Raw genomic sequence first — 26,467 nt, forward strand, 5'->3', positions numbered from 1 at the left:
CATGCCCACTCTGGTCGCAGGTATCGACTCCTCCACCCAGTCCTGCAAGGTCGTCATCCGTGACGCGCACACCGGGGAGCTGGTGCGCACCGGCTCCGCGAAGCACCCTGAGGGGACCGAGGTCGCCCCGGCCGCCTGGTGGGATGCCCTGCTGGACGCCATAGCGGCCGCCGGCGGGCTCGCCGACGTCGCGGCCGCCTCGGTGGGCGGGCAGCAGCACGGCATGGTCGCCCTGGACGCCGAGGGCGAGGTGATCCGTGACGCGCTGCTCTGGAACGACACCCGCTCCGCCGATGCCGCCGCCCAGCTGATCGCCGAATTCGGCGGCGGCGCCGAGGGCGCGGCGGCCTGGACCTCGATGACCGGGTCGGTGCCGGTGGCCTCATTGACCGTGACCAAGCTGCGCTGGCTCGCTGATGCTGAACCGGAGAACGCCGGCCGCGTGGCCGCCGTCGCACTCCCCCATGACTGGCTGACCTGGAAGCTTTCGGGCTCCACCGAGCTGGCGGACCTGGTCACCGACCGCTCCGACGCCTCAGGCACCGGCTACTTCGACGCCGCCACCGGCAGCTACCGCTACGACCTTCTGGCCCGCGCGCTGCGGATCAGCGAGGATGCCGCCCGGGCGATCATCCTGCCCCGGGTCGCCGGTCCGCAGGAGCAGGTGGGCACCGGCGACGCAGCCCGCGACTGGGCGCACCTGCTCCTGGGCCCCGGCGCCGGAGACAACGCCGCCGCAGCCCTGGGGCTGGGCATGCGCACCGGCGACGTGGCGATCTCCATCGGCACCTCCGGAGTGGTGTCTGCGGTCTCGCCGAAGCCGATCCAGGACCCTTCAGGCATGGTCACCGGATTCGCCGATGCCACCGGCGAGTTCCTGCCGCTCGCGGTGACCCTCAACGGATCCCGGGTCCTCGACGGTGCCGCGAAGATGCTCGGGGTGGACCATGCCGGTCTGGCAGACCTCGCCCTGGCCGCGGCGCCCGGTGCGAACGGGCTGACCCTGGTGCCCTATCTCGAGGGCGAGCGCACCCCGAACCTCCCTCACGCCACCGGCTCCTTCATCGGCCTGACCCTGGCCTCGATGAACCCCGAGGACGTGGCCCGTGCGGCCGTGGAGGGCCTGCTCTGCGGGCTCGCCGACGGCCTGGAGGCGATGACCTCCCAGGGCGTCCCGGTGGAATCCATCACGCTGATCGGCGGCGCCGCCCGCTCCGCGGCCGTGCAGCAGATCGCCCCGGCGATCCTGGGCCGCGAGGTCAGCGTCCCGGCCCCGGGCGAGTACGTGGCCGACGGCGCTGCGCGTCAGGCCGCCTGGGTGCTCTCCGGCGCGGCCCAGCCGCCGGCCTGGTCCACGGTGGAGACCCAGACCATCACCGGCACCCCGACCCCGGAGGTCCGCCACGCCTATGCAGCCCGTCGCGACCTGATCGCCGAGAAGCACTGAGGCGCTGCCCGGATGTGATCAGGCCCGGGTGCGATCACACTCTGGCTTGAATCACGGACCATGGCACACTGTCTGTGATCCGCCCCGCCCAGGGTGGTGTTCACGCAGGTCGGGGCCGCATCGCAGCACGGCACTGCCCGGCGCAGGGCGCTCAGCCGACGCGCTGAGCCAGGAAGGAGCTGCATGGCAGCCCAACAGCGCCAGGTGACCCTGACCGAGGTGGCGCGAGCCGCCGGAGTCTCCACGGCCACCGCCTCGCGGGCGATCAACGGCAGCTCTCGACGCGTGAGCGAAGACATCGCGGCGCGGGTCAAGCGCACCGCCGAAGAGCTGGGTTATCTGCCGAACCTCTCCGCCCAGACGGTCGCCAAGGGCGCCTCCCCCACGGTGGCGGTGCTGCTCAGCGACATCGCCGACCCCTACTTCAGCGCCATCGCCTCGGGCATCATGGCCGGAGCCAGCGAGGCGGCGCTGATGGTGACCATGGCCGCCTCGGAGCGCAGCGGTGCTCGGGAGCTGCAGATGCTGCGCACCTTCCGCAGCCAGCATCCCCGGGCCATCATCGTCGCGGGCTCCCGGGATGAGGAGAACACCCATTCACCGGAGGCCACCGCCGCGCTGCGCGCCTACGCCGAGACCGGCGGGCGCGTCGTCGTGATCTCCCAGGGGCCCTCACCCTTCGATCTGGTGGACATCCAGAACCACGACGGCGCCCGGAAGCTCGCGCACGCGCTGCTCGATCGCGGCGGGGCGCACTTCGGGGTGGTCTCCGGAAGGGTCACCCTGCACACCAACGCCGACCGGATCAACGGCTTCCGCACGGGCCTGGCCGAGCGCGGCCACACCCTGGCCGATGACGCGATCGTGGAGGCGGAGTTCACCCGCGACGGCGGCTATGTGGGCATGCAGAAGCTCCTTGCGCGGCGCGAAGACCTCGGCGCCCCGCTGGACACCGTCTTCGTCACCTCGGACATGATGGCCTTCGGCGCCGCCACCGCCATCCGAGACCATGGGCTCAGCGTCGGAGCGGACATCTCGTTGGCCGGCTTCGACAACGTCGGACTGACCCAGGACGTGACCCCGGCGATGACCTCGGTGGAGATCCCGTTGCATGAGGTGGGGCGCAGCGCGGTGCGGATGGCGCTGGGATCCGGCACGGAACCGGGGCACCTGGCAGTCCAGACCCACGTGGTGCTGCGCGCGAGCACCCCGCAGCGCTGAGCAGACTTCTCGGAGACCCTCCCCCGCACTGCCTTGCCCCCCGTCCCGCTCAGCCCTGCCCAGCCCCGCCCTGCTCAACCCCGTCCTGGCTCCGCCGCCGATGGCGACTTTGGTGACCCAATGTGATCTGAGCCACGCGATTTCTTGACTTAAGGCGTGTGATGCAACTAAGTTCTAGGAAAACGCTTACCTTGTGACCTGGATCACGGTGCATCTCCTCGCCGCAGGGTAGCTGAGTCACTCTGAGGGGAGCTGCATGAGCGCCATCGGTGTCACCGAGGGGAGCAGCCAGCCGGCGCTGCGCGAAGCCGGCGTCGTGCCTGAGTTCAAGGACCCGAATTCCACGCCGAAGAAGAAGCGCCGCGCGGACCGCAAGGGCTATGCCGGGACCAACAACACCAACACCTGGAAGCATGCGTTCAAGACCGACTGGCGGCTCTACACGCTGCTGATCCTTCCGCTGCTGTTCCTGCTGATCTTCCGCTACCTGCCCATGGCCGGCAACGTCATCGCGTTCCGCCGATTCCGCCCCGGATCCTCGATCTTCGGCGACGAGTGGGTCGGGATGCACTACATCGAGATGTTCATCCAGGACCCCACCTTCTGGCGGGTCTTCTGGAACACGATCATCCTGGGTGTGCTGACCCTGGCGATCTGCTTCCCGCTGCCGATCGTGCTCGCGCTGATGTTCAACGAGCTGCGCAGCAACAAGTTCAAACGGATCGCCCAGTCCATCTCCTACCTGCCGCACTTCATGTCCATCGTGATCGTCGCAGGCATGGTCCTGCAGCTGACCAGCGTGAACGGCACGATCAATCAGCTGATCAGCTCCTTGGGCGGGGAGTCCATGCCGTTCATGCAGCTGCCTGAGTGGTTCCGCACGATCTACGTCACCTCCGAGGTCTGGCAGACCGTGGGCTGGGGAACCATCCTCTACCTGGCGGCGCTGACCACTATCGACCCCCAGCTCTACGAGGCGGCCCGGATCGACGGCGCCAACCGCTGGAAGCAGATGTGGCACGTGACCATCCCGGGCATCACCCCGACCATGATCGTGCTGCTGATCCTCAACGTCGGCACCTTCATGGCCGTGGGCTTCGAGAAGGTGCTGCTGCTCTACAACCCGCTGATCTACGAGACAGCCGACATCATCGCCACCTACGTCTACCGGGTGGGCATCACGTCGTCGAACTTCTCCTACGCCGCCGCCATCGGTCTCTTCGAGGCGCTCATCGGCCTGGTCCTGATCCTGTCCGCCAACGGCATCGCCCGCAAGCTCGGAGGTAATTCGCTGTGGTGACAATCCCCGCCGACCCCGGCACCACGATCGAGAAGGACCCGCGCCTGGGTTCCCGCCCGACCCAGACCATCAGGATCAAGGACTCGAGATCCTACTCGGCGTTCCGGGTCTTCAACGGCATCGCGATCATCGTGATCTGCGCGGTGACCCTGTACCCCTTCCTGAACATCATCGCCCAGTCGTTCTCCTCGGAGGGCTACATCAACGCCGGACAGGTCAACCTGATCCCGCGCGGCTTCAACGTCACCACCTTCGAGGTGGTGATGAGCGATTCGATGTTCTGGCGCAACTACGCCAACACCGTGATCTACACGGTGGTGGCCACCGCGATCGCCATGGTGCTGACCACCTGCTTCGCCTATGCGCTGAGCAAACGACACCTGAAGGGACGCAGCTTCTTCATCGGGCTCGCCGTGTTCACGATGTTCTTCAACGGCGGCCTGATCCCGAACTACGTGCTGATCAACGCGATGGGCTTCACGAACACGATCTGGGCGATCGTGCTGCCCAACGCGATCAGCGTGTTCAACCTGCTGGTGATGAAGGCGTTCTTCGAAAACTTCTCCCAGGAGCTCGAGGAGGCGGCCGAGATCGACGGCCTGACCACCTACGGCATCCTGTGGCGGATCGTGATCCCGCTCTCGAAGGCCGTCATGGCGACGATGATCCTGTTCTACGCGGTGAGCTTCTGGAACGCCTGGTTCCAGGCCTTCCTCTACCTGGACCGTCGTGAGCTCTACCCGGTGACGGTCTACCTGCGCAACCTGCTCGCCGGCGCCACCGGCACCGAGCAGATGGGCGGTGCCGCCGGTGAGGGCACGCAGATCGCCTCCAACGTCCAGTCGGTCACGATGCTGCTGACCACGCTGCCGATCATCTGTCTCTACCCCTTCCTGCAGAAGTACTTCGTCCGCGGCATCATGCTCGGCTCCGTCAAGGCCTGATCCCTCACCGAACCCGCCGCGCAGCCCAGGCGGCCCCAGACCTCGCACCGGATCAATGATCGATCCGGTCAGGCACGAAAGGAACACTCGCACATGAAAACTCCAGTCACCCGGTCAGCTCAGGGACGACGTCGACGCATGCGGCACGCCTGGCCGATCACCTCGATCTTCGCCGCCTCGGCGCTGCTGCTGGCCTCCTGCGGCGGCGACACCGAGAGCGAGGCAGAGGCCGCAGAGATCGATATGGAAGCCTCCGGAGCCGGTGCGATGGAAGACTTCGCCGCCGGCGAGACCTTTGTGGCCACCGAACCGGTGGAGTTCTCGCTGCTCTACCGCGACCACCCGAACTACCCGATCCAGGGTGACTGGGACTTCTTCACCCAGCTTGAGGAGGAGCACGGGGTGAGCCTGGAGACCAGCAACGCTCCGCTCTCGGACTGGGCGGAGCGCCGCGCGCTGGTCATCGGCGCCGGCGACGCCCCAGATTTCATCCCGATCACCTACCCGGGAGACGAGACCCAGTTCATCGCCGGCGGAGCGCTGCTGCCGGTGAGCGACTACGTGGACCTGATGCCGAACTTCCTGGAGAAGGTCGAGGAGTGGGGCCTCGAGGAAGACCTCGCCTCGCTGTACCAGGAGGACGGCAAGTTCTATGTGCTCCCCGGCCTGCATGAGTCGCCTCAGCACCAGTACTCCTTCGCGGTGCGCGGCGACATCTGGGACGAGCTCGGCCTCGGTGAGCCGGAGAGCTTCGACGAGTTCGCCGATCAGCTGCGCGAGGTCAAGGAGGCCTACCCGGACATGATTCCGCTCTCCGACCGGTGGTCGGAGAACGGTCCGCTGGAAGCCACGCTGACCACAGCGGCTCCCAACTTCGGCACCAGCGCCGGCTGGGGCTACGGCGATGGCATGCACTACGACGCCGAGGCCGATGAGTTCGTCTACGCCGGCGCGATGGATGAGTATCGCGACCTGCTCGGCTACTTCGCCGAACTGGTCGACGAGGGACTCATGGACTCCGAGTCACTGACCCAGGATGATGATCAGGCGGTCCAGAAGTTCGCCTCGGGCCGGTCTGCGGTCATCGGGGCCAATGACCAGACGGTGCTGGAATACCGCACCTCGGTCGAGGAGGTCGGCGACGAGGACATGGAGGTCCGGCAGATCAGGGTTCCCTCCGGGCCGGCCGGAGACATGGTCGAGGGAAGCCGCTTCGAATCAGGGATCGCGCTGTCCGCCTCCACCGCAGAGGAAGACGACTTCGTCGCCCTGATGCAGTTCCTCGACTGGCTCTACTACTCCGATGAGGGCATGGAGTTCGCGAAGTGGGGCGTGGAGGATGAGACCTACACCGTCGATGACGAAGGCACCCGCTCGCTTGCCGAGAACGTGAACATGCACGGGCTGAACCCCGAGGCCGAGGAAGAGCTCAACGTCGATTATGGATACCACAACGGCGTCTTCCTGCTCGCCCATGGCTCCTCCACCGAGCTGGTCCAGTCCATGCTGCGTGACGAGGTCATCGAGTTCCGCGACTCCATGGATGACAAGGAGCTGCTGCCCCCGGACCCCGCCCGCCCGCTGGACGAGCTCGAGCGCGAGCGCGCCTCGATCAGTCAGACCCAGCTGACCGACCAGGTCCGCACCGCCACCGCCCAGTTCATCCTGGGACAGCGCGACATCGAGGACTGGGACGCCTTCGTCGCAGAGCTGGAGTCCTCCGGCATGGCCGAGTTCGTGGACCTGCACAATGAGGCCTACCAGCGCGCGCAGGAGAACATCGACAGTGACGTCCTCGAGGACTGAGCCTGAGCCTGAGGTGCTGCAGGACCGCTTCTGACGACCCACCGCTGCGCCCCGGCCCCTCACGGGCCGGGGCGCACTATCTTGGAGCTCTATGGACATCGATCGCAACGGCCCGCTGAGTCGGGTCACGAACTTCGTGTACCGGCTGCTCATCATCGAGCTCGGGTTCGTGCTGGCCACCGCCCCGGCGCTGATCGGGATCTTTCTGCTCGAACCCGATGCCAGCAACATCCCGCTCTATGCGGCGTGCGCGCTGCTCTTCGGTCCTGCCGTCACCGCCGGGGTCTACGCCTGGCGCACCGACCACGACGTCGTGCCCTGGCTGCGCTTCTGGAAGGGCTGGGTCGACGGCCTGGGCCAGTCCCTGCTGATCTGGGTGCCGGCCGTGGCGCTGCTCGGCCTGGCCGCCTTCAACGCCGCCTATGCCCAGGTGGGGATCGGCTTCATCGTCGCTGGCATCGTCCTCGGCGTCTCCGGGGTGATCGCCGCTGTCGCCGCCCTGGTGGTGATCGCGAACTTCTCCTTCCGCAGCCGGGACCTGTTCAAGGTCGCGCTCTACGGTGCCGCCTCCGCCCCACTCGCGGCACTGGGGATCATCTCGATGATCGTGCTCACGGGCGGTCTGATCGTGGTGGTCTCCGACTGGCTGCCGGTGTTCCTGGCCTCGTTCCTGCTGCTGCTGCTCGCCCGGACAGTGACCCCGATGCTGCACCAGATCCAGTCGGACCTGGTGGTCACGCAGAACTGAATCACAGCGGCTCAAGCCACCTCACCTCAAGCCACCTCACCTCAAGCCGCCTCGCCTCAAGCCGCCTCACCTCCGGCCGCCTCACCTCCGGCCGCCTCCGGCCGCGGTGGGTCTCCGCCCGACCTCTGCCCAGATCTGTCGCATCCCCATGCCATGTCCCATCGCTTTGGACGGAAATAGCGATGGACATGGCATAGGCATGCGACAAATTGCCGGGGGCTGAGCAGGCTGGCGGCGCCCGGGGCTGAGCAGATCGAGCAGGCAAGGCCGGCTGCGCCGCGGGGGCGGCGCAGCCGGGGCTCAGCTCATGCGGACCGGGGTTCGCAGCACGCGCTGGCCGCTGATCTCTCGGACCTCGCCGACCAGGGTCACCTCGGCCTGCAGCGGCAGCTCCCCGACAGAGGGACCGGCGTAGAGGTCGATCGCACCGGGCTCCACGATCCGGCGGTAGTGCACCCCGGTGAAGGAGAACCGGTCGGCGTGGACCTCGAAGGTCACGGTGCGGCTCTGCCCCGGAGCCAGCTCCACCTTGGAGTAGCCGAGCAGCTGGCGCACCGGACGGGCCACCGAGGCCACCCGGTCACCGAAGTAGAGCTGAGCGACCTCCTCGGTGGGCCGCTCTCCGGTGTTTCTCAGCGTCACCGAGACCTCCACGGCGCCGTCCACCGGGACCTGGGCCTCGGAGACGGTGAGGTCCGAGTACTCCACGGTGGTGTAGCTCAGGCCGTGGCCGAAGGGGTAGAGCGGGGTGGGATCGAGGTTGGACACGCCCTGGCTGTTGAGCCCGAGCGGCGCCGCGATATAACCCGAGGGCTGTCCGCCGGAATGCACCGGCACGCCGATGGGCAGCCGGCCGGTGGGCTCGATGGCGCCGCTGAGCAGGTCCACGATGGCGGGTCCGCCTTCCTCTCCGGGGAAGAAGCCCTGCACGATCGCGGCGCAGCGCTGCGCCAGGCCGCCCAGCGCATAGGGCCGGCCGGAGATGACCACGAGCACCACCGGGGTTCCGGTGGCCAGCACGGCCTCGACCAGCTCGTGCTGGGCTCCGGGGAGCTTGAGGTCTTCGACGTCACAGCCTTCCCCGGAGGTGCCGGCACCGAACATGCCGGCCAGGTCACCGACGGTCACCACGGCCAGGTCTGCCGCGGCGGCGGCTTCGGCGGCCGCGGCGATCTCGGAGTCGTCATAGCTCACGATGGGCGAGCCGTAGCTGTAGGTGACCTCGGCCTCGGAATAGGTCTCGCGCAGGGATTCCAGCACCGAAGGCATCGGCACCCCGATCCCCTTGTGCGGGAAGGTCCCTGCGGGGTATTTGGCCAGCACGTGGTTGGGGAAGGAGTAGCAGCCCATCATGGTGCGCGGCTCATCGGCGGAGGGTCCGACCACGGCGATCCGCTTGCCCGCCAGCGACTCTGCGGGGGCCGGCAGGACGCCGTCGTTCTTGAGCAGCACCAGGGACTTCGCGGCCACCTTGCGGGCCAGGCTCCGGTTGCTCTCGGAGTCCAGATCCACCGTCTCGTCGATGATCGGCTCCCAGTCGGTGTCATCGGCGCGGCGGTCGAGCAGCCCGAGCTCGGCCTTCTGCCGAAGCACCCGACGCACCGAGCGTCCAGCACGGATTCCTCGAGCAGTCCATCACGGACCTGCTGGGCCAGCGTGCGGTAGCCGCCGGTGTGCGGCAGCTCCACGTCGAGTCCGGCGGAGATCGCGAGCCGGGCGGCCTCGGCCTGGTCGGCAGCCACATGGTGCATCTTCTCCAAGAACGCCACCGACCAGTAGTCCGCGACCACGGTGCCCTCGAAGCCCCACTGCTCGCGCAGCACCTCGGTGAGCAGCCAGTGCGAGGCGGCGGGCGCCTCGCCGTCGATGTCGGCGTAGGAGTTCATCACCGAGCCGACCTTGCCCTCGCGCACGGCGAGCTCGAAGGGGTAGAAGATCATGTCGATGAGTTCACGCCTGCCCATGTGCACGGGGGCGTGGTTCCGGGCGGCCCGGGAGGCGGCGTAGCCGGCGAAGTGCTTCAGCGTGGCGATGATTCCGGCCGACTGCAGTCCCTTGACGTAGGCCGTGGCCAGCGTGCCGATCACATAGGGATCCTCGCCGATGGTCTCCTCCACGCGCCCCCAGCGGGCGTCGCGGACCACGTCGAGCACCGGCGAGAGCCCCTGCTGAACCCCGGTGGCGGCCATATCGGCGCCGATCGCGGCGGCCATCTCCTCGATGAGCTCCGGGTCGAAGGTTGCGCCCCAGGCCAGTGAGGTCGGGTAGACGGTGGCCTGATATGCGGTGTAGCCGGTGAGGCATTCCTCGTGGGCGATCGCGGGGATCCCGAACCGGTTGGCGGCGACCACTGCGGCCTGTCGCTGACGCAGATCCGCAGCACCTTCGGGCACCGAGAGCGCCACGGTGCCATAGGTGCGGGTCAGGTGCCCCTCGCCGTCGAGGATCTCGGACTCGAAGGGCAGCTTGCCCGAGGACATGGCGTCCTCCATCGGGGCCACCTCGCCCTGGGTGTCGGGATCCTCGCGCATCTCCCAGTGCGAACCGAGCTGGGAGACCTTCTCTTCGAGGGTCATCTCGGCCAGCAGCGCCTCGGCCCGCGCCGAGGCGGAGAGCGAGGTGTCGTTCCAGGGGCCGGTGGTCCGTTCTGGGTTCTGGTTGCTCACGTGGGAACTCCTAGGGTTTACGGCGCAGCGCAGCTGTCGCGGTCGGTTCGGGAACAGCGAAGCTGCCGGTCATGGAGGACCGGCAGCTTCGCCGAGGGGATCAGGGTTTGGCGCCGAGGCTCATTTGCCGAAGCCTGCGGTCAGCCCGGCCACGATGTGACGGCGGGCGAGCATGTAGACCACCAGCAGCGGCAGCGCGGAGAGCACCACGGCGGCCAGGGTGGCCGGCACGTCGATGCCGAACTGGCCGCTGTACTCCCAGAGCGAGAGCGGCAGCACCCGGACGTCGCTGCTCTGGGTGAGCACCAGCGGGAACAGGAAGCCGTTCCAGACCTGCAGCGCCTGGTAGATGCCCACGGTCATCAGCGCCGGCTTGGCCATCGGCAGCACCAGCGCGGTGAGGATCTTCCACTCCCCGGCACCGTCGACCTTCATCGACTCGAAGAGCTCGGCAGGGATGTCGCGGACGAAGTTCACGATGATCAGCACGCTCAGCGGGATCGCAAACGCGATCTGCGGCAGGATCAGCGCCCAGAGGGTGTCGTAGAGACCCAGCTGCTGGATCAGGTAGTAGACCGGGATGATCGTGGCCTGCACCGGGATCGCGATGCCCAGCAGGATGATCTGGAACAGCCGCCGACCGCCCAGGGTGGTGGACCGGGCGATGTAATAGGCCGCCATCACCGAGACCGCGAGCACGACGGCGACCGTGGAGAGCGTCACGATCAGCGAGTTGGTGAAGTAGTGCAGGAAGTCGTTCTGGATCACCTTGATGAACGGCGCCAGCGTCGGGTTGGTCGTGGGCAGCAGCTGGTTGGAGGAGCGCAGGTCCTCGCTGGTGCGGAAGGAGGTGATGACGATGTAGTAGATCGGCAGGATGATGATGGCCAGCCAGAGCCAGCCGCCGAGACCGCCGAGGAGGTTCGGCTTCTCCCCCGGGGCGCCGGTGCGGCGGACCTTGTTCTGCTTCACGTCGCGGTGTTCGAAGCCGGGCACCTCAGGGTTCAGGGCCTTGCCGGCGTCGGGGGTCGCGGATTGGGTGCTTGCGGTGTGAGTCATCATGCGCCTGCCTTGTCGCTCTCCATCTTGGATGAACCGGAGATGATGTTCAGCAAGAGGGAGAGGGTCAGTCCGATGGCTACCAGGATCACCGCGATGACCGAGGCGTAGCCGAGGTTGTATGAGCTGAAGCCGGTCACGTACATGTCCAGCGGCAGGATGCGCACCGCGTTGGCGGGCTGGCCGCCGGTGAGCACGAAGATCAGGTCGAAGTAGGTCAGCGAACCGACCAGCATCAGCGTGGAGGAGGTGATGATCGTGTAGCGCAGCTGCGGGATCGTGATCGAGAAGAACTGCCGGACCCGGCCGGCGCCGTCGATGGTGGCGGCCTCATACATGGACTGCGGGATCTGGCGCACGCCGGCCTGGTAGAGCAGACCGTGGAAGGGCACGAAGCACCAGCCGACCACGAAGATCATCACCCACATGACCAGGTCCGAGTTCGACAGCCAGTCATTGGGCAGCCAGTCGAAGGGCAGCGCCGCGGAGAGCCCGTAGTTCGGGGAGAACAGCGACTGGAAGGTCAGGCCCACAGCCACCGAGGAGAACAGCAGCGGCAGGAAGTACAGGACCGCGAGCAGTGCGCGGTAGCGCTGCTGGCCCGCCATGAAGACGCCCAGCAGCAGGGCCACGGGGGCCTGGAAGAGGTAGGAGCCGATGACGAAGGTGATCGTCAGGCCCAGTGCGGTCCAGGTGAAGGGCCTGTCGAAGAGCACCGCCTGCCAGTTGCTCAGACCCACCCAGGAGGGCGAGCCCAGAACGTTCCACTCCATGAAGGAGATCACGACCACCCCGAAGAGCGGTATCAGGGCGAATATTCCGAAGAACAGAACAGCGGGCAGCGCCATCAGGAATGAAGGTCCCTTATGGCCCAATCCGGTCGTCCTGCTTCGAGCAGCGGTTTCAGTCATGAGCTCGATTCAGATTCTTGTTGTCGGTGCAAGGCAATCGGTTCGGGGCGGCTTCATCAGCCGCCCCGAACCGATTTCAGGGGTGTATCAGAGGGAGTTCATCGCTTCGACGAACTGCTCGGGGGTCATGTCCCCGCGGAGGATCTGTGACAGGTTGTCCGTCAGCGGCTGGGCCACCTCAGGAGCGACTGCCTGATCCCAGGAGAGCTGGAAGTGATTGGCCTCGCCGACCAGGTTGGAGGAGAACTCGAGGAACTCAGCATCCTCGGTCTCGGCGATCTGGTCCTCGATGTCACCCAGCGGCGGCAGCGAACCTGCCTCCAACATGGCGGTCACGGTCTCCTCGTTGTAGAGGTTCTCGCTGATGTAGTCGAAGGCGATCTGCTGCTCCTCCTCCGAGGCGTCCGCTGAGACCGACCAGAAGTTGGCGGGGTTGCCCACGATGTTCGAGGGATCACCGGCACCGTCTTCCAGGGTCGGGAAGGAGGTGAAGCCGAAGTCACCGGATTCGGCGAACTCCGGGAAGTCCTGGTGGATCGTGGAATAGACCCAGGAGCCCTGCAGCAGCATCGCGGCCTGTCCGTCGGCCAGCAGCTGGGCATCCTCGTTCTGGTCCGCGGTCACCGAGTTGAAGGTGTCGATGTAGCCGCCGTTCTCCCCCAGGTCCTGCATGGTCTCCAGCGCGTAGAGGATGGACTCGTTGTCCCACGCCCCCTCTTCGCCTTCGACCACGGCCGCGAAGACCTCTTCGCCGCCGTGGCGATCGGTGAGGTACTGCAGCCACATCAGGGCGGGCCAGACGGAGCCGCCGGCCAGCGAGAAGGGCGCGACGTCGTTCTCGTTGAACGTGTCGATCGCGGCTTCGACGTCTTCCCAGGTCTCGGGGATCTCGACGCCGGCCTCGTCGAAGACCGCCTGGTTGTAGTACATGACCACTGGCTGCACGTCGTTCAGCGGCACCGCGTAGGTGCTGTCGTCGATCTGACCGTTCTGCCAGACCGAATCGAAGACCCGGGACTCCAGCTCCCCGGTGTGCTCGCTGAGGTCGACGATGCGTTCTTCCTCGGCGTACTCCAGCAGCGCGCCGCCGGTCCAGGACATGATCAGCGTCGGTGCCTCGCCGGAGCCGACGGCGGTGCGGATCTGACCCTTATAGGAGTCGTTCTCGATGGCTTCGGTGTCGATCTGGGCATCTTCGTTGGCTTCGTTCCAGCGGTCGAAGTCTTCCTGGATGGCGGGCCAGCCGCCGCCGGTGAGGATCCACGCGTCAGCGTCGGCCTCGCCGCCGTTCTCGCCTCCCCCGCCACAGGCCGAGAGCGCCAGGAGGGATGTCACGCCGAGGCCTGCAGCGGCCACTCGAGTTGTTCTGCGCATCGTTGCGTCCTTTTCTCATCAGTGCGAGCCCCAGCTCTGTACCGGTACATCGCCGAGGTCTTCCCAGCACTCCGGATCGGCCGGACCGGTGACTCAGCAGCACAGCGCCAAAGTCCGAACCAGATCGGTCCTGAGGCCAGGAACGGGGCCTGGTGCAGACTGTGATCTGGATTTCGTCTTGCCGTAAGACTAAATAGCCTGCAGGTGTGTGTCAAGACACAGCACATGACCGCTGTCACAGTCGAGCAACATGATCGGCCGGTGCCTCCAGCGGCCACACCAGGTCAGCGGCTCCCCCACTCGGAGCCCTGGCCACCCGCGCTGCCCGCGCAGGCGGCCAGGCCCCGCAGCTGCACCAAGTCAGGTCTCGATCGGCAGGCAAACGCGAAAGAGCCCCCCGTCGGCACCGATGAGGTGCGGACGGGGGGCTCTTCGAGCCGGCTCAGGATCTAGTCGATCAGGAGGCGGTGCCTGCCTTGTCCAGGTGCGAGCGGATGAACCACTGGAAGAGCTCAAGCTCCCTGACCTGCCCGACGAGCAGGTCTTCAGTGATCGGGTCGAGCTCGCCGACCTTGTTGAGCACATCGCGGTGATCGCCGATGACGCCGTCGCCGATGACGCCGTCGTAGACCTTCTCGAGCTCGGCCAGGTGGCTAGCTCCGTCGGCCTTGAACAGCGGGTAGTCCTCCCAGTGACGCTTGGAGACCAGCTCGCCGCTGAGGCCCGAGGGAGATCCGCCGAGGGTCGCGATGCGCTCTGCGACCTCGTCCGCGAAGCCGCGGACGACCTCGGTCTGCGGGTCGAGCATCTCGTGGATCGCGATGAAGTTCGGGCCCACGACGTTCCAGTGCACGTGCTTGAGCACGAGGTGGAGATCATTCAGGGCGTACAGGCGGCTCTGCAGCAGGCCGGCGATCTCGTGGCCGTTCTCCTGCGCGAGACCTGGAGCGGTGTAGTCGGAGTACTTCTGAGTCATGTGACACTCCTTGTGCTGTTGAGGCAATTGGCGCTGTTCGGCGCCGACCCTCTTGATACTAATGATTCAGAAAAGCGCTGGCTAGGCAGATGAGCCTATCCTCAGTTGAGTTCGCTCACGCCACCGGCTCGATGACCTCCAGGCCGCCGAGGTAGCGGCGCAGCGCCTCGGGAACCCGGACCGTGCCGTCGGCCTGCTGGTGGTTCTCCAGGATGGCCACCAGCCAGCGCGTGGTCGCCAGGGTTCCATTCAGCGTGGCCAGCGGCCTGGTGGGCCCCTTGGATCCGTCTTCCTTGAGCGTGCGCTCGCGGATGTTGAGCCGGCGCGCCTGAAAGGTGGTGCAGTCGGAGGTCGACGTCAGCTCACGGTAGGTCTGCTGCGAGGGCACCCATGCCTCGCAGTCGAATTTGCGCGCGGCCGAGAGGCCGAGGTCACCAGCGGCGATGTCGACCACCCGGTAGGGCAGCTCCATCTTCTGAAGCATCTGCTCTTCCCAGGCCAGGAGCTTTGCATGCTCCGCGGCGGACTCCTCGGCGGTGCAGAAGATGAACATCTCCAGCTTGTTGAACTGATGCACGCGCAAAATTCCACGGGTGTCGCGTCCGTGGGAGCCGGCTTCGCGGCGGTAACACGTGGACCAGCCGGCGATCCGCTCCGGCCCCTTGTCGAGGTCGAGGATCTCCTCGGAGTGATATCCGGCGATGGCCACCTCGGAGGTGCCCACGAGATAGAGGTCATCGCGCTCGAGCCGGTAGATCTCGTCGTCGTGCTCCACGTCGAACCCGGTGCCTGCCATGGTCTCCGGGCGGACCAGGGTGGGGGTGATCATCGGGGTGAAGCCGGCCTCGACCGCCTGATCCATGCCCATCTGCATCATGGCCAGCTCAAGACGTGCGCCGATGCCCTTGAGGAAGTAGAACCGGGAGCCCGAGACCTTCGCACCGCGCTCCATGTCCAGTGCGGCGAAGGACTCGGCGAGCTCCAGGTGATCCTTGGGCGTGAAGCCCTCTGCGGCGAAGTCGCGGGCCGCGCCCTCCTCGCGCAGCACCACGAAGTCGTCCTCTCCGCCGGCGGGGACCCCCTGATGTATCAGGTTCGGGAAGGCGCCCTGGAGTCTGCGCAGCTGCTCCTCTGCCTCCTGGGACTGCGCCTCGGCGGCCTTCACCTCGTTCGAGAGCTCCTTGACCTCAGCCAGGAGCTGCTGCTTCTGCTCCCCCGCGGCCTGTGCGACCCGCTTGCCGAAGGACTTCTGCTCCGCGCGCAGGGTCTCGAAGCGCGTGATGGCGGCGCTTCGAGACTGCTGCGCGGCGATCAGCGCGTCCACGGCGGACTCCTGCACCTGACGCGCGCGCTGGCTGGCCCGGTACTTCTCGGGATTCTCGATGAGGTCCTTGATGTCGATCACGTCCCCCAGCTTATCGCCACCGGAGGCTGGTGGGCGCGCGAGGCTGGGCTGACGCCCACCGGCAGCTCAGCAGGCCCGGGCTGAGATCCAGCTCCGCCGGGAACTCACCGCAGTAGACTGCAGATGATGACTACCGCCACGCTCAGCACCCTCTTCTGGTCCACGCTCGTCCTTGCTGCGATCCTGCTCGTCGCCGTGGTCTGGCTGGGCGTCGCCCACCACCGGCTGCGCCGCAGCACGGGCCGACTCACTCGGCAGCTTCAGGACGCCCCCGCGGGGCGCACCGCGGCGGCCCAGGCCCCGGGGCGACTGGTCGCCGTGGTCGTGAACACCATCAAGGACTCCGCCGACGACGTGGTGCGCCAGATCCACTCGGCCTGCTCCCGGGCAGGCATGCCCGCCCCGCTGGTGATGGCGTCAAGCGCAGAGGATCCCGGACATGAGATGACCCGGCGAGCCATGAAGGCCGGGGCAGTCACCGTCATCGCCGCCGGAGGTGACGGCACCGTGCGTGCCGTGGCCGCCGAGCTGGCCGGAACCGAGACCGCGCTGGGCATCGTGCCGCTGGGGACCGGCAACCTCTTCGCCCGCAATATCGGGCTGCCGTTCCAGGATCTGCCGGCCTGCGTGGATGAAGCCCTCCACGGCCGCAGCCACCGGGTGGACACCCTTGACCTGAGCTTGGAACGAGCCGACGGCAGCGTCGAGGAGGAGAACTCGCTGGTCATCGCCGGCGGCGGGCTGGATGCCGAGGTCATGGGTGACACCCGCGAGGCGTTGAAGCAGCGCGCCGGCTGGCTCGCCTACGGCGAGGCCGGGCTGCGCCACATCATGGGTTCGCGTTCCAGCGTCACCATCTCGGTCGACGACGGCGAGGCGCAGACTCACCGGGTGCGCTCGGTCCTGCTCGCCAACTGCGGCTCCCTGCAGGCCGGCATGCTGCTGGTGCCTTCGGCCAAGTTCGACGACGGGCATATGGATGCAGTGCTGTTCACTCCGCGCCATGCGTGGGACTGGGCGAGGATCATGGCCAAGACCGTGACCCGCTTCGCAGCGGACATTCCGGTGATGACCGTGCGGCAGGCCAAGCGCGTCACCGTCACGATGGACGAGCCGATGCCGTTCCAGATCGACGGTGACGCCGTGGGTGAGGTCACCAGCGTCTCAGCGCGGGTCCGCCCACATGCTCTGGTGGTCAACGGCGTCTCCGTCCGCGGCATCCAGGAGCTGGAGGCCGCGGACGAAGACACCGAGTCAGACGAGGCTCCGGATCAGGGCGACGAGCCGAAGCTCACGAAGGGGCGGATCACCAAGGCGCCCCAGGGAGCCTGAACAGCTCCCCGGGGCACCAGATGGTCGTTCAGCTCCGCTGACCAGAGCAGATCAGACGCCTGCTTCTTCAAGGATGCCGCGGCACTCCTCGAAGCTGGCGTCATCCTTCCAGGCGGACGCACCTTCTTCATGCTCCACCAGCGTGCGCTGAAGGATGCAGTAGGTGGGCTTGCGCTCGTAGTCACCCTCATGCAGGGTCGCGTCGCCCTCCCCGGGGAAGGTGTTGGGCACCCAGCTCTGCGCATCCAGGGTTCCCCAGATGGTGAAGGAGTTGCACAGGCTCACGTCCAGGCAGGCCTGCAGCACCGTGGCGTAGCGCTCTGCGGCGCCCGCGCGATCCTCCGGCGACATCATGTCGTTCTCATCGACCTCGCCGCGCACGTCGATCTCGGTCACCGCGGTGTGGATGCCCAGGTCGTCGAAGCGCTGGAGATTCTCCTGGTAGCTGTCGTCGAACCCGTACTGCATGGACAGGTGGGTCTGGGCGCCGAAACCGTGCACCGGGACTCCACGTTCGAGCTGCTCGCTGATCAGGTCGTAGTACCGATCGGCCTTGGCGTTGAGGCCATCCACGTTGTAGTCGTTGTAGAACAGCAGCGCGTCAGGATCCTCCTCATGCGCCCAGGTGAAGATGTCGTCAAGGATCTCGGGCCCGAGCTCGCGGATCCAGATGTTCTCGCTGTCGCGGATGCTGGCGGCCTCGTCGTCCTGGAAGATCTCATTGGCCACGTCCCACTGGTCGATGCAGCCGGCATAGCGCGAGACCACGGTGCGGACATGGTCTTCGAGGATCTCGCGCAGCTCAGCCTCGGAGAAGTCACCCTCCTCGAGCCAGTCCGGGTTCTGCGAGTGCCAGGACAGGGCATGGCCGCGCAGATCCATACCGTTGACCTCCGCGAAGGCGACGACTGCGTCGGCCTGCTCGAAGTCGTAGACCCCCTGCTCCGGCTGGACGAACTCCCACTTCAGGTAGTTCTCATGAGTCACCGACGAATACTCCTGGGCGACATGATCCCGGTACTCCGGGTCCGAGGGGAACGGATCGGGGTAGTCGGCGTCGGAGTGGTGTCCGCCGCCAGCCGCGATGTTGCCGATCCGCAGATCCTCCGGAGCGACGCCGGCCAGGGAGTCGCGCTCCCAGGCGCCCTCGACGGCACCACCCTCCGGCGTGAACTGACACTGGGTCTGCCCGGGCGCGTCCGTTCCCCCGCCGTGGCCGGGTCCCTTTCCGTTGCCCTTGGCGTGATCCGGAGGTCCGGGCTGACCCGCATGATCGGGCTTGCCGGGCTGGCCCGCGTGATCGGGGCGCCCCTGGGACTTCTGTCCCTGCTTGTCCGCGGCCTTGGCGGCGATTCCTTCATCTGCTGTCTGGCTGCTGGCCTGGTGTGCCGGGACAGCGCCTGCCATGGCGGGCGTGCCGAGCGCGAGTGCGCCCGCACAGACCACCGCGGCGGCCAACGTTCGTCGGTTCGATCGGGTGAACATGCATTCTCCTCGTTGTCGCCATTGACTTGCATGGACGGCGGCGTGTGCCGCGATACAAGAGGGCGGCCCGGACGCCTCGGTCCCAAGAACCCACTGAGCAAGACTTCTACACCAGGAGATATCGGAAATGTGAGCCAGGACACCATTTTGTATCACGAGAAGACTAAAAAAAGATCACAGCTGTGTCAAGGCTCACACAGCTTCCAGTCACGGGTCTGGGCTCGCTTACGCGTGTCTCAGCGAGCTGATCCACGCGGCGGCGGCGGTGAAGGCTTCGTCGGAGACTTCTGCTGTCAGCAGCTGAGTCTTGCGATCCGCTCGGGGGTAGGACCCGAGGAATCGAATTCCGGGCGCGATCCGGTGGATCCCGGCCAGCGCGTCGGCCACGCGCGCCTCTTCGATATGACCCTCAATATCGATCGAGAAGTAGTAGAGCCCCAGACCGTCACCGGTGGGTCGGGATTCGATGCGACAGAGGTTCACACCCCGGGTCGCGAAGTGCTCGAGCAGCTCCATCAGGGCTCCCGCCCGGTCCTGTGGCAGCGGAATCATGATCGTCGTCTTGTCCGCCCCTGTCATCGGTGGGATGGCACCGGGCCGGGAGACCAGCACGAACCTGGTCACCGCGCCGGTCACATCTTCGATGCCGCGCTGCACCACACTCAGGCCCAGCTGCTGGGCCACCAGCGGCGAGCAGACCGCGGCGTCGGCCACGGGAGTCTCTTCCAACAGCCCACGGGCCGCAGCGGCGGTGGATGAGGCGGGCACGAACTCGGCTTCCGGGATCGCAGAGTCGGCCCAGCGCCGCACCTGGGCCCAGCCATGAGTATGGGTGGAGACGGTGCGGATCTGCTCCAAGGCCAGAGGAGCCGCGGCCGCCAGCACGAAGCTGATCTCGACCAGCTCTTCGCGCAGGATATGCAGCTCGTGCGCCACGGATATGGCATCCAGGGTCGCCGTGACCCCACCCTCCACCGAATTCTCGATCGGCACCATCGCGGCGTCGACCTCACCGGATTCGACCAGGTTCAGAGCGGTCAGCACCGAGCCGGCCGACACGCGCTCCGCCTGGTCCGCACCGGGCACCTGCAGCAGGGCGGCCTCGGTGAAGGTGCCGGCGGGCCCGAGGAAGGAGTACCTCGACGCGCTGACCGCGGACTGCGCGGCGACGATCGCGGCGGGGTCAGTAGAGCGGCTCATCGAACCTGAGGCGCTTCGCCGGTGGAGGACTCCATCGGACGCCCGGCCTCGAGCCAACCTCCCATGCCCTCGGCGACGAACACCGCGGAGTAACCCTGACCGGTCAGCCAGGCCGTGATCTGCACCGAACGTCCACCGGTGCGGCAGATGACGTAGTAGTCCTCATCCGGGTCGAGTTCCGCCTCGAACCGTGCCGGGACTTCATCGACCGGCATGTGCAGGGCCCCCGGGGCGTGACCCTCGGCGAACTCATAGTCCTCGCGCACATCCAGCAGCGCGGCATCGGCGGGAACCTCTGCGGCGCGGACGGTCTCGAAATCTGCCATCTGCGGCCTCCTTCAGTGCGGAACGATCTTCTCTGCTGCGCTGTCAAGACTAGCGCCTGCCAAGTTCCGTCCGCATAGAGTGAGCCCATGGTGCATCCAGCCGATCCCGCCCCACACCGCCGAGCACCCTCTCGGCTCCCCACGCCTGTGTTGACCGACTTCCGCGCCGCCAGCGCCCTCGCGTGGCGCCAGGACCTCGTCGCCGGTGAGGTCACCGCCGTGGAGCTCACCCGCACCGCGATCACCGCCGCTGCGGCCCAGAACCAGCTCGGCGCATACCTCCACCTGGATCCGGAATCGGCCCTGCTGCGTGCCGCCGAGATCGATCAGGTCCGCTGCGCCGTGCTCGACTCCCGGTCGAGTTCGGCTCGGAGCGCCGCCATGGAGGAGCTCGCTGCGCGCGCGCCGCTCTTGGGGATGCCCACTGCCTTCAAGGATCTTCTCGACGTGGCCGGGATGCCCACCACCCGTGGCACAGCGGCCCTTCCCGCACGGACCCCCGCCCATGACGACCCCCTCCCCCGGCGGGTCCACGCCGCGGGGGCGATCAGCATCGGCAAGACCCAGGTCCCCGAGTTCGGGCTGCCCTGCTATTCGGAGAATGAACTCGCCCCTGCGGCACGGAACCCGCTGGCGCCGGAGCGTACTGCGGGCGGATCCACCGGAGGCGGAGCCGCCGCGGTCGCCGCGGGCATGCTCCCACTGGCGCCCGGCAGCGACGGCGGCGGTTCGGTGCGCATTCCCGCAGCCGCCTGCGGCCTGATCGGGCTGAAGCCCGGGCGCGGACGGCTGCCTGACGATAAGCAGGTCCGCAGCGTGCGCAACCTGGCGGTGTCCGGACCGATCGCCCACACCGCAGAAGATGCAGCCCTGCTCTTCGACGTGATGGCCGGTCACCGCTTCCGCCCCTCCGCCGAGGCGGACGGCCTCCCGGCAGGCCCGGCGCTGCGCCGGGTGCGCCATGCGCTGAACCATGGGATGGACCAGCTGAGCATCGGAGTGACCACAGAATCGCCGTTCTCCCCCGACCTGGACATCGTCCTCGCCGAATCGGCAGTCCTTGCCCTGGAACAGGGTCTGGCAGCACTGGAACAGCGCGGACACATCGTGGAGGGGAGCAGCCACTGCACCGGCGCGGAGGCCTTCTGGCCCGACGGCTACCACCGGCACTTCCAGGCGCTGTGGACCACGCCGCTGGGCGAGCTGGATCCGTCGGTCGAACAGCTGGAGGCGATGGCCCCGCTGACGCGCTACTTCATCGAGCTCGCCAAGGATCGCCCGGAGGAGCAGACCCGGGAATCGATCGCCGCCCTGGAGGACTTCTCCACCGACGCCGAGGCCTTCATGGGCCCTTGGGACATTCTGGCCACGCCGATGCTGGCCTACGCGCCGCCTGAGATCGGCTGGTTCGCCAGCCTCGAACCGGAGGAGAACTACCGGGAGCAGTGCAGGTTCACCCCGTACAGCTCGGTGGTCAACGTGATGGGACTCCCGGCGATCAACGTCCCGACCCACACCGACACCGAAGGGCTGAGCTGGTCGATTCAGCTGATCGGACGCACCGGGTCGGAAGAGCAGCTGCTGGCTCTGGCCGGCACCATGACGCAAGGCTGAAGGGCCAGGGACCTCGCCGGGGGCCGGCCCTCAGGGGCGCCAGCGCATACAACAGCGCCGGGTTCGATGCATCGAACCCGGCGCTGGGAATCTCTCAACTCCGCAGTGAGCGCGGCGGTGAGGTCAGATTCAGTTGTTCTTCTTCAGACCTTCAGCGAAGCCCTTGACGCTGTCCTTCGCGTCCTGAGCGACATCCTTCGCCTTCGCCTGGTTCTTCTGGCCCTTGCCTTCGGCCTCGGTCTCCCGATCGCCGGTCAGCTTGCCGAAGCCCTCTTTGGCGGAGCCGGTAGCTTCTTCGGTCTTGTTGCTCGTCTTGTCATCGAGTCCCATGGGTGACTCCTTTCGTCGGCGGACAGGTCTCTGGTCACGCTACCGACCGTGCTCAGGACTGTCACTCCGATTAGACACTTTCCAGGGAATTCACAGCCAACCGATGCCGCGTCGAAATCTAACCGTCGCGCCGCTCCGGCTCGGCGGCGGGTGGGTGGCGCTCGGCCTGGGCGGCGAGGTCCTCGGCGTTGAAGGGAGTGGCCAGGGCGTCCTCGTCCTCCGTGGCGAAGCCGACGTCGGTGCCTCGCCAACGCGCGATCGCGCTCATCACGTGATGGATGGCCAGGGCGGCGAAGCTGCCCAGCGCGATCCCCTCAAAGACGATCTCGCCGAAGACCATGGTGAAGTTCGCGATCGCGATGATCAGCGGCACACCGGCGACGGCGAGGTTGATCGGGTTCGCGAAGTCCACCCGGTTCTGCACCCAGATACGCACCCCAAGCACTCCGATCATGCCGTAGAGCACGGTGCCGGCCCCGCCGAGCACCCCGACCGGCACGGTGGCGATGACTGCGCCGACCTTCGGCAACAGGGCCAGGGCAATCGCGAAGAGACCAGCCACCCAGTAGGCGGCGGTGGAGTAGACCCGGGAGGAGGCCATCACGCCGATGTTCTCGGCGTAGGTCGTGGTGCCGGAACCGCCGCCGGTGCCGGCCAGCATGGTCGCGGCACCATCGGCCATCAGGGCGCGTCCGGTGACCGGATCGAGGTCTCGCTTGGTCATCAGCGCCACAGACTTCACGTGCCCGACATTCTCGGCCACCAGCACCAGGACCACCGGGATGAAGAGGCCCAGCACGCCGATGTGAAAGGTCGGAGTGGTGAACTCCGGCAGGCCGATCCAACCGGCGGAGCCGATGCCGGAGAAGTCCACCTCGCCGCGCAACACGGCCACCAGGTAGCCGATGACCACGCCGAGCAGGATGGAGAGCCGACCGAGCAGCCCACGGAAGAGCACGCCGGCCAGCAGCATCGACACGATGGTGATCGTCGCGGTCACCGGCGCCTCGTTGACGTTGTTCCAGGCGGCCGGCGCCAGGTTCAGCCCAATCAGCGCCACGATCGCGCCGGTGACCACCGGAGGCATCAACCGCTGGATCCAGTGGCTCCCGGCGAAGTGCACGATCAGGCCAACTACCGTCAGTCCGAGTCCGGTCAGGAAGATCCCGCCGAGGGCTCCCGACATCCCGTACTGCGCCGTGGCGGCGCCGACCGGGGCGAGGAAGGCGAAGGAGGATCCGAGGTAGCTGGGAATGCGACCGGCCGTGATGATCAGGAACAGCACGGTCCCGATGCCGGAGAAGAACAGCGTGGTCGAGGGCGGAAATCCGGTGATCAGCGGCACCAGGAAGGTGGCCCCGAACATCGCCACCACGTGCTGCATGCCCACGCCGGTGGTCTGCAGCCAGCCCAGCCGCTCGTCGGGGGTCACCACCGCGCCGGGTCGGACCGTCTTGCCGTCACCGTGGAGCGTCCAGCCGAAACCTGGCAGGCGGCTCTTCTTCTGCGTAGTCATCACAGCCACCTTAGCTTCACCTGAGCACCGTCAGCGCAGGTCCTGAGCATGGGGCACATCACGTTCCAGTATTTAGACATTCATAAATTGGATCACATGATAATTACATTCGAAGTATTTCATCGTGAAGAAGTCGGCCATGTTCCAGTGCCCTTGGTGCGCCTGGGATGCAACGGCACGGATAACCCCCGGACTAAACTTCTCCGAGCCCGCTGGGTGGGGATTTCACCACGTATTCACGAAGTTCTCGGTTGAATCTCAATGTTGGCTCACTACTGTGGAGGTCGATGCCTGAGACCGCAGATACCCCTGCCCAGAACTCCACCGACGCCTCCACGGGCTCGGAACGAGTTGAAATTCGCACGCCCACCGTGGCTGACGGCACCTCCCTGTGGAGGCTCGCCGCCGGAACCGGCGTGCTGGATGTGAACACCCCCTACGCCTACATCCTGTGGGTGCGGGACTTCGCCGAGACCTCGGTGATCGCCGAGGTCGACGGAGTGCCCGCGGGATTCATCTCCGGATACCGACGTCCGAGCGACCCAGAGACCCTGTTCATCTGGCAGGTCGCCGTCGACTCCCGCTTCCGCGGCCGCCGACTGGCCTCCCGGATGCTGGGCACCCTGGTGGACTCGGTCGCCCCGCGCCGACTGGAGACGACCATCACCTCCGACAACGCGGCCTCGATCGCGCTGTTCACCGGCCTGGCACGAGACAAGGGAGCCGAGATCACCACTGCTGCGCTCTTCACCGAAGCCGACTTCCCCTCAGCCGACGAGTCTGGCGAGGTCCATGCCGCCGAGGACCTCTACACGGTGGCTCCGCTGAACTGACCGGCTGACCGACAGACATCGATTGAGCACGCTCGCTTCGCTGCGCCGCCTCTGGCGGCCACGCCGTCGCTCCGAGTGACTATCCCGCCCGACTTCCCCGGAACGTAAGGACAGATGAGCACCATGGCTACAGACATCTTTGACACACGCGAATCCCAGGTCCGCAGCTACTGCATGAACTGGCCCGCCACCTTTGCGAAGGCCTCCGGCCCCTACCAGTGGACCGAGGACGGCACCCGCTACCTGGACTTCTTCTCCGGTGCCGGTGCCCTGAACTACGGGCACAACCACCCCGAGCTGCGCGACCTGGTGGTGGACTATGTCGCCAACGACGGCGTCACCCACTCCATGGACATGAAGACCCCGGCCAAGCGGCGCTTCCTGGAGACCTTCGAGCGGGTCATCCTGGAACCGCGCAACATGGACTACAAGGTCATGTTCCCCGGCCCGACAGGCACCAACACGGTGGAGGCGGCACTGAAGCTGGCCCGCAAGGTCACCGGCCGCCAGCACATCCTGTCCTTCACCAACGCCTTCCACGGCATGACCCTGGGTGCACTCTCGGTGACCGGCAACTCGATGAAGCGCCGCGGCGCCGGCATCCCGCTGACGAACTCCTCGAAGATCCCCTATGACGATTACTTCGACGGCGACATGCCGGACTTCCTGTGGCTGGAGAAGATCCTTGAGGATTCCGGCTCCGGCGTGGACAAGCCCGCCGCGGTGATCGTGGAGACGGTCCAGGGCGAGGGTGGCCTCAACGCCGCGCGGATGGACTGGCTGAAGTCGCTGGCCGACCTGCTGCGCCGGCACAAGATCCTGCTGATCGTCGATGACGTCCAGGCTGGCTGCGGACGCACCGGAAAGTTCTTCTCCTTCGAGGAGGCTGGCCTCTACCCGGACATCGTCTGCGTGTCCAAGTCGATCTCCGGCTACGGTCTGGCCATGGCGCTGACCCTGTTCAAGCCCGAGCTCGACGTCTGGGAGGGCGGGGAGCACAACGGCACCTTCCGCGGCAACAACCTCGCCTTCATCACCGCCGCCCGCGCGCTGGAGCTCTTCTGGGCCGACGACAGCTTCCAGAACCAGCTCGCCGAGCGCATCACCGAGCTCAACGAGGGACTGAAGCGGATCGCCGAACACGTTCCCGGCTCCTCGATCCGGGGCCGCGGATTCCTCACCGGCATCCACTTCCCCAACCCCGACACGGCCGGCAAGGTCGCAGCCGAGGCGTATAAGCGTAATCTGCTGGTGGAGACCTCCGGACCGCAGGACGAGGTCGTCAAACTGATGCCCGCGTTGAACATCGAGTCCGAAGATCTGCAGAAGGGCCTGGCCATCATCGAGGAGTCACTCCTCGCGGCCACCGGCAACCTCGGAGAGCCCTCCCGCCTGCGAGCACCCCGGTAAACCCTTCACCCCCGCAACCTGAGCCGCCACTGATCGGAGATCTGCGTGTACACCTTGAACATCGACGCCCTCAACGGCACCGACCGCGACATCCAGCAGGAGAACTGGCGCTCTCGGCGCATGGTGCTGGCCAAGGAGAAGGTCGGCTTCTCACTGCATGAGACCACGCTCTACGCCGGCACCACCAATGAGTTCTGGTACGCCAATCACGTGGAAGCCGTCTACTGCGTGGGCGGCAAGGGCACGCTGACCGACCTGGAGACCGGAGAGAAGTACACCATCACCGATGGCTTCCTCTACATGCTCGACGGCCAGGAGAAGCACCGGGTCGAGGTGGAGGAGGAGATCCGCGTGGTCTGCGTCTTCAACCCCCCAGTCACCGGGCGCGAGGTCCACGACGAGAACGGCGTCTACCCGCTGATCCTCGAGGACGAGAACGCCTGATCTGCTGAACAGCTGAGCTCTTCGCTGCGCCGAGTCGCAGCGCACGACGGCGCCGGCCCACTTGAACCACGCAGAACTGACGTGGATGAGGCGGACCGGCGCCGTCGTCGTGTGTGGGGT

Annotated in this window: 23 protein-coding genes; 11 read left to right on the forward strand and 12 right to left on the reverse strand. The window is 66.7% G+C overall.

The genetic code is table 11. The annotated features are described in order from the left end of the window. The first annotated feature begins 1 nt into the window (after position 1). From xylB to BG28_RS08095, 6 genes are all read left to right on the forward strand, one after another. Positions 2 to 1,447: a xylulokinase gene (gene xylB, locus BG28_RS08070; protein ID WP_036475656.1), complete on the forward strand. Its 1,446-nt coding sequence runs from the start codon at positions 2 to 4 to the stop codon at positions 1,445 to 1,447. 183 nt (positions 1,448 to 1,630) lie between these two features. Beyond that, the gene (locus BG28_RS08075) at positions 1,631 to 2,668 is read left to right on the forward strand and encodes a LacI family DNA-binding transcriptional regulator (RefSeq protein ID WP_036475658.1); all 1,038 of its coding nucleotides are present in this window, start codon (positions 1,631 to 1,633) and stop codon (positions 2,666 to 2,668) included. A gap of 256 nt (positions 2,669 to 2,924) precedes the next feature. Then, positions 2,925 to 3,968, forward strand: a complete 1,044-nt coding sequence (locus BG28_RS08080; RefSeq protein WP_036475659.1) for a sugar ABC transporter permease — start codon at positions 2,925 to 2,927, stop codon at positions 3,966 to 3,968. Between the two features lie 44 nt (positions 3,969 to 4,012). Continuing rightward, positions 4,013 to 4,912, forward strand: a complete 900-nt coding sequence (locus BG28_RS08085) for a carbohydrate ABC transporter permease (RefSeq protein ID WP_235181050.1) — start codon at positions 4,013 to 4,015, stop codon at positions 4,910 to 4,912. A gap of 93 nt (positions 4,913 to 5,005) precedes the next feature. Next, a complete protein-coding gene (locus BG28_RS08090) occupies positions 5,006 to 6,718 on the forward strand; it encodes an extracellular solute-binding protein (RefSeq protein WP_235181035.1) in 1,713 nt (570 codons plus the stop codon). Positions 6,719 to 6,809: 91 nt separating this feature from the next. Beyond that, positions 6,810 to 7,466: a hypothetical protein gene (locus BG28_RS08095; RefSeq protein WP_036475661.1), complete on the forward strand. Its 657-nt coding sequence runs from the start codon at positions 6,810 to 6,812 to the stop codon at positions 7,464 to 7,466. A 300-nt stretch (positions 7,467 to 7,766) separates the two neighbouring features. Here the strand turns inward: BG28_RS08095 and BG28_RS16235 are convergent, their stop codons facing one another. The 7 genes from BG28_RS16235 to serS form a co-directional block, all read right to left on the reverse strand. Further along, complete coding sequence (locus BG28_RS16235) at positions 7,767 to 8,918, reverse strand: glycoside hydrolase family 3 C-terminal domain-containing protein (protein WP_235181051.1); 1,152 nt, start codon at positions 8,916 to 8,918, stop codon at positions 7,767 to 7,769. Continuing rightward, positions 8,816 to 10,132, reverse strand: a complete 1,317-nt coding sequence (locus BG28_RS16240) for a glycoside hydrolase family 3 protein (RefSeq protein ID WP_235181036.1) — start codon at positions 10,130 to 10,132, stop codon at positions 8,816 to 8,818. Before BG28_RS16240 ends, BG28_RS16235 begins: the two co-directional genes overlap by 103 nt. 120 nt (positions 10,133 to 10,252) lie before the next feature. Then, on the reverse strand, positions 10,253 to 11,194 hold the full coding sequence (locus BG28_RS08105; RefSeq protein ID WP_235181037.1) for a carbohydrate ABC transporter permease: 942 nt from the start codon (positions 11,192 to 11,194) through the stop codon (positions 10,253 to 10,255). Beyond that, on the reverse strand, positions 11,191 to 12,102 hold the full coding sequence (locus BG28_RS08110; RefSeq protein WP_036475662.1) for a carbohydrate ABC transporter permease: 912 nt from the start codon (positions 12,100 to 12,102) through the stop codon (positions 11,191 to 11,193). The genes BG28_RS08105 and BG28_RS08110 overlap by 4 nt, the downstream gene beginning before the upstream one ends. A gap of 87 nt (positions 12,103 to 12,189) precedes the next feature. Further along, positions 12,190 to 13,476, reverse strand: a complete 1,287-nt coding sequence (locus BG28_RS08115; protein ID WP_036475663.1) for an ABC transporter substrate-binding protein — start codon at positions 13,474 to 13,476, stop codon at positions 12,190 to 12,192. Positions 13,477 to 13,933: 457 nt separating this feature from the next. Then, positions 13,934 to 14,452, reverse strand: coding sequence for a Dps family protein (locus tag BG28_RS08120; RefSeq protein ID WP_036475664.1), 519 nt, complete (start codon positions 14,450 to 14,452; stop codon positions 13,934 to 13,936). A gap of 115 nt (positions 14,453 to 14,567) precedes the next feature. After that, complete coding sequence (gene serS, locus BG28_RS08125) at positions 14,568 to 15,857, reverse strand: serine--tRNA ligase (protein ID WP_036475665.1); 1,290 nt, start codon at positions 15,855 to 15,857, stop codon at positions 14,568 to 14,570. A 126-nt stretch (positions 15,858 to 15,983) separates the two neighbouring features. Here serS and BG28_RS08130 point away from each other — a divergent pair, with 126 nt between their 5' ends. Beyond that, positions 15,984 to 17,189: a diacylglycerol kinase family protein gene (locus BG28_RS08130; RefSeq protein ID WP_161634818.1), complete on the forward strand. Its 1,206-nt coding sequence runs from the start codon at positions 15,984 to 15,986 to the stop codon at positions 17,187 to 17,189. A 51-nt stretch (positions 17,190 to 17,240) separates the two neighbouring features. Here BG28_RS08130 and BG28_RS08135 read toward each other — a convergent pair whose 3' ends face one another. The 3 genes from BG28_RS08135 to BG28_RS08145 form a co-directional block, all read right to left on the reverse strand. Further along, on the reverse strand, positions 17,241 to 18,674 hold the full coding sequence (locus BG28_RS08135; RefSeq protein ID WP_036475666.1) for an endo-1,4-beta-xylanase: 1,434 nt from the start codon (positions 18,672 to 18,674) through the stop codon (positions 17,241 to 17,243). Between the two features lie 225 nt (positions 18,675 to 18,899). Next, the gene (gene pheA / locus BG28_RS08140; RefSeq protein ID WP_051501189.1) at positions 18,900 to 19,874 is read right to left on the reverse strand and encodes a prephenate dehydratase; all 975 of its coding nucleotides are present in this window, start codon (positions 19,872 to 19,874) and stop codon (positions 18,900 to 18,902) included. Continuing rightward, positions 19,871 to 20,200, reverse strand: coding sequence for a rhodanese-like domain-containing protein (locus BG28_RS08145; protein ID WP_036475667.1), 330 nt, complete (start codon positions 20,198 to 20,200; stop codon positions 19,871 to 19,873). The genes pheA and BG28_RS08145 overlap by 4 nt, the downstream gene beginning before the upstream one ends. Positions 20,201 to 20,287: 87 nt before the next feature. Between BG28_RS08145 and BG28_RS08150 the strand changes: the two genes are divergently transcribed. After that, positions 20,288 to 21,814: an amidase gene (locus tag BG28_RS08150; protein ID WP_051501190.1), complete on the forward strand. Its 1,527-nt coding sequence runs from the start codon at positions 20,288 to 20,290 to the stop codon at positions 21,812 to 21,814. 129 nt (positions 21,815 to 21,943) lie between these two features. Here BG28_RS08150 and BG28_RS08155 read toward each other — a convergent pair whose 3' ends face one another. Both BG28_RS08155 and BG28_RS08160 read right to left on the reverse strand, forming a co-directional pair. Then, entirely contained in the window at positions 21,944 to 22,144 is a 201-nt protein-coding gene (locus BG28_RS08155; protein WP_036475668.1) for a CsbD family protein, read from the reverse strand. 118 nt (positions 22,145 to 22,262) lie between these two features. Further along, positions 22,263 to 23,660 (reverse strand): uracil-xanthine permease family protein, encoded by a 1,398-nt coding sequence (locus BG28_RS08160; protein ID WP_084479575.1) that lies wholly within the window; start codon positions 23,658 to 23,660, stop codon positions 22,263 to 22,265. Positions 23,661 to 23,947: 287 nt separating this feature from the next. Between BG28_RS08160 and ectA the strand changes: the two genes are divergently transcribed. The 3 genes from ectA to BG28_RS08175 all read left to right on the forward strand — a co-directional run bounded on the left by ectA (position 23,948) and on the right by BG28_RS08175 (position 26,347). Next, complete coding sequence (gene ectA, locus BG28_RS08165; protein ID WP_036475669.1) at positions 23,948 to 24,493, forward strand: diaminobutyrate acetyltransferase; 546 nt, start codon at positions 23,948 to 23,950, stop codon at positions 24,491 to 24,493. A gap of 123 nt (positions 24,494 to 24,616) precedes the next feature. Beyond that, positions 24,617 to 25,903 (forward strand): diaminobutyrate--2-oxoglutarate transaminase, encoded by a 1,287-nt coding sequence (gene ectB, locus BG28_RS08170; RefSeq protein WP_036475834.1) that lies wholly within the window; start codon positions 24,617 to 24,619, stop codon positions 25,901 to 25,903. 45 nt (positions 25,904 to 25,948) lie between these two features. Beyond that, positions 25,949 to 26,347 carry an ectoine synthase gene (locus BG28_RS08175; RefSeq protein WP_036475670.1) on the forward strand — a complete coding sequence of 133 codons (399 nt, stop codon included), beginning with the start codon at positions 25,949 to 25,951 and terminating at the stop codon, positions 26,345 to 26,347. Positions 26,348 to 26,467 lie beyond the last annotated feature (120 nt).

The sequence above is a fragment of the Nesterenkonia sp. AN1 genome (assembly GCF_000582475.1).
In the GTDB taxonomy this organism is placed as follows: Bacteria; Actinomycetota; Actinomycetes; order Actinomycetales; family Micrococcaceae; genus Nesterenkonia; species Nesterenkonia aurantiaca.